Source organism: Mangrovicoccus algicola (assembly GCF_014903745.1).
Classification (GTDB): Bacteria; Pseudomonadota; Alphaproteobacteria; order Rhodobacterales; family Rhodobacteraceae; genus Mangrovicoccus; species Mangrovicoccus algicola.
Window position 1 is genome coordinate 1 of sequence record NZ_JACVXA010000124.1, and the last position, 3,330, is coordinate 3,330.

Genomic DNA, 3,330 nt, shown 5'->3' on the forward strand with positions numbered 1-3,330 from the left:
CGGCCGGGTCCGGCCCCGGCCTGCCCCGGGGCGCTACAGCGTCATGCGCCGCGCGCGGGCGCCGCGTTCGATCGCCGCCGCCGCCAGGCGGTCGATCTTCAGCTCGTAGCGGATCTCCTCGAGAAACCGCAGCTCCACCTCGCGCAGCCGCCCATCCGCCGCCGTCACGTCGCAGCACAGCGCATAGGCGGTCTCGTTGAGCCTCTCGGGCAACGCCTCGCGCACCAGCCCGAACAGCGCGTCCAGTCCCTCCTCCTCGGAGAAGAGGTCGAAGACCAGGCGGCTGAGCTTGGGGAACCGGTCCAGGTCGTATTCCGCGAAGATCGGCAGGTGGTTCACCTCCGTCTGGATCGCCACCAGCTCGGCCGTGCGGATGTTCTCGTCGCTGACCGAGGCCGCGATCATCAACAGAACCAGGGCGTCCTGCGGGCTCAGCGATTGCGGCTCTTGCTGGTCGTCTTGGGTCACTGGGCGTCCTTCCGTTGATGCATGGAGGCTAAATATTGACCTTGCGGGGTCCGATCAATAGGGAGAGCCCGCGCGGCACGGGGCCGCTGCACAACAGGAAGCACAGCGAAATGACCGATCTGGCGGAATTTGGAATGGACTCGAAGGCCTGGCCCTTTGAAGAGGCCCGCCGCCTGGTCAAACGCTACGAGAAGAAACCGCCCGAGAAGGGCTATGTCCTGTTCGAGACCGGCTACGGTCCCTCGGGCCTGCCGCATATCGGCACGTTCGGCGAGGTGCTGCGCACGACCATGATCCGCCGCGCCTTCGAGCAGATCTCGGACATCCCCACGCGGCTGATCTGCTTCTCCGACGACATGGACGGGATGCGCAAGGTGCCGGGCAACGTCCCGAACCAGGACCGTCTGCGCGAGGACCTGCAGCGGCCGCTGACCAGCGTCTACGACCCGTTCGAGGAGTATGAAAGCTTCGGGCATCATAACAACGCGATGCTGCGCCGCTTCCTCGACACGTTCGGCTTCGAGTACGAGTTCTATTCGGCGACCGATTTCTACAAGTCCGGCCAGTTCGACGAGGTGCTGCTGCGCGCCGCCGAACGCTATGACGACGTGATGAAGGTCATGCTGAAATCCCTGCGCGACGAGCGCGCGGCGACCTATTCGATCTTCCTGCCGATCCATCCGGAGACCGGCCGCGTGCTCTACGTGCCGATGAAGCATGTCGATGCCAAGGAGGGCACCGTCACCTTCGACGACAATGACGGCCGCGAATGGACGCTGCCGGTCACCGGCGGCAACGTCAAGCTGCAGTGGAAGCCCGATTTCGGCGCCCGCTGGGCGGCGCTGGACGTCGATTTCGAGATGTACGGCAAGGACCATTCCACCAATACGCCGATCTATGACCGCATCTGCGAGATCCTCGGCGGCCGCAAGCCCGAGCATTTCACCTACGAGCTGTTCCTCGACGACAAGGGACAGAAGATCTCCAAATCGACCGGCAACGGCATCTCGATCGACGAATGGCTGACCTATGCCTCGACCGAGAGCCTCAGCTATTTCATGTTCCAGAAGCCCAAGACCGCCAAGCGGCTGCATTTCGACGTGATCCCCCGGGCGATGGATGAATATCACCAGCAGCTCAATGCCTATCCGGACCAGGATCCTAAGGCGCAGCTGGCCAATCCGGTCTTCCATATCCACGGCCCCGGCAAGGTGCCGGCCTCGGACATGGTCGTGCCCTTCTCCATGCTGCTGAACGTGGCGGGGGTGGCCAATGCCGAGGACAAGGGCACGATGTGGGGATTCATCCGCCGCTATGCGCCCGAGGCCACGCCAGAAACCCATCCCGGGCTGGATGCCGCGGTCGGGTACGCGGTCCGCTACTACCAGGATTTCGTCAGGCCTTCCAAGGTGTTCCGCCTGCCCGACGCGACCGAGCGCGCGGCGCTGGAGGATCTGGCCGCGCGGCTGGAGGCCTGGCAGGGCGGGCTGGATGCCGAGGCCCTGCAATCCGAGGTCTTCGCGGTCGGCAAGGCCCATGGCTTCGAGCCGCTGCGCGCCTGGTTCGGGGCGCTCTACGAGGTGCTTCTGGGCCAGTCCCAGGGGCCGCGCTTCGGCGGGTTCATCGCGCTTTACGGCGTGGCCGAAACCGTCGCGCTGATCCGGTCTGCCCTGGCCGGCGAACTGGCCGCCGCCTGATCGCGGTTCCGCCTGCGGGGGAGGCCCCGCAGGCGTCTAAGGATCGTCTTAACGCCTCCTCTCCTAGGCTCGCCGCGCCACCAGGAGAGAGTTGCCATGAAAGTGCTGAGTTTGACGGCGATCCTGCCGGGGGCCGCGCGGCTCAGCGCGGTCATGTCGGTTCCGCCTCCGGATCCCGCCATCGCGATCCGCGCGGTGATCGGCGGCCAGATCGCCGCCATCGGGCAGGGGCGGACGGGCCGCGCCTTCGAGACCCTGGCGCCGGACATCCGCGAACAGCTGGGCTCGGCGGCGCGTTTCGCGGAACTCCTGCGGCGGGGGTTTCCGATCCTGCAGGACGCGGCGCGGCTTGGCTTCCTGGCGCCGCGCGGCGGCGGCGCCCTGATCCGCCAGCGCGTGCTGCTATGGGACGGGGCGGGCGATGTGCATGTGCTGGACTACGACATGCAGGCTGCCGCCGGGACCTGGGCCGTGGCGGGGATGCGGACCCTGCCGCTGACCGGGCTGGCGGGGCGTGTCACGGTGACAGATCTTCCGGTGTCATCCGCCAGGCCCGGCCGAACCCGCCATTGAGCGCCGCAGAGACAATGCGGAACCGCTGGAAGCCGAAATCGGCGAAATCGACATACAGCCCCGCCTTGGGGACCAGCCGCAGCCAGTGATCGCGCAGCGGGCCATGGGCAGGATGCTCGCGGGGCAGGGGCTCTGCCAGGCAGGAAAGGCTCAGGCGCGGATGGGTCAGCGGATCGCCCTTCGGCCCCGGTTCGCCCAGCAGCAGCGCGCAGCGCGGATCGGCGGCCAGGTTCGCCGCATGCCCCGCCAGCCGCGAGATCAGCGAAACCGGGCCGCCGCCATCCGGGCCAGCGAGCAGGGCGATCCGGCTGATGGCAGGGGCGCCGGTGGCGTGATCGATGGCGGCCAGCGCGGCAAAGCGCGCCTCCGCCAGAAGGCGCCGGGCCAGCGCGCGGGCCTCGTCATCGGCGGCCCGCAGCGGGCCGGGGGGCGGATCGGTCCTGTCCATGCTCGGATGCTCGGCGCGGCGGCGGGATTCTGCAAGCACCGGCCGCGCCAACCCACCGGCCATGCCCCGGCAGCGCCGGGCCCGCGCCGGGGTCCCCGTCGGCGTCCCCGGCGGCCCGGCCCCCTGTCGTGCCCGCCGCAGGAC

Annotated in this window: 4 protein-coding genes; 2 read left to right on the forward strand and 2 right to left on the reverse strand. The window is 68.3% G+C overall.

Annotated features, from left to right (window positions below; genetic code table 11):
* Positions 1-33: 33 nt before the first annotated feature.
* The gene (locus ICN82_RS20915) at positions 34-405 is read right to left on the reverse strand and encodes a tellurite resistance TerB family protein (protein ID WP_193187241.1); all 372 of its coding nucleotides are present in this window, start codon (positions 403-405) and stop codon (positions 34-36) included.
* Positions 406-578: 173 nt separating this feature from the next.
* Here ICN82_RS20915 and ICN82_RS20920 point away from each other — a divergent pair, with 173 nt between their 5' ends.
* Positions 579-2,165 (forward strand): lysine--tRNA ligase, encoded by a 1,587-nt coding sequence (locus ICN82_RS20920; protein ID WP_193187233.1) that lies wholly within the window; start codon positions 579-581, stop codon positions 2,163-2,165.
* A 96-nt stretch (positions 2,166-2,261) separates the two neighbouring features.
* On the forward strand, positions 2,262-2,738 hold the full coding sequence (locus ICN82_RS20925; RefSeq protein ID WP_193187236.1) for a DUF4864 domain-containing protein: 477 nt from the start codon (positions 2,262-2,264) through the stop codon (positions 2,736-2,738).
* Here the strand turns inward: ICN82_RS20925 and ICN82_RS20930 are convergent.
* On the reverse strand, positions 2,683-3,186 hold the full coding sequence (locus tag ICN82_RS20930; protein ID WP_193187239.1) for a pyridoxamine 5'-phosphate oxidase family protein: 504 nt from the start codon (positions 3,184-3,186) through the stop codon (positions 2,683-2,685). The two genes, ICN82_RS20925 and ICN82_RS20930, sit on opposite strands and share 56 nt — an antisense overlap.
* Positions 3,187-3,330: the final 144 nt, after the last annotated feature.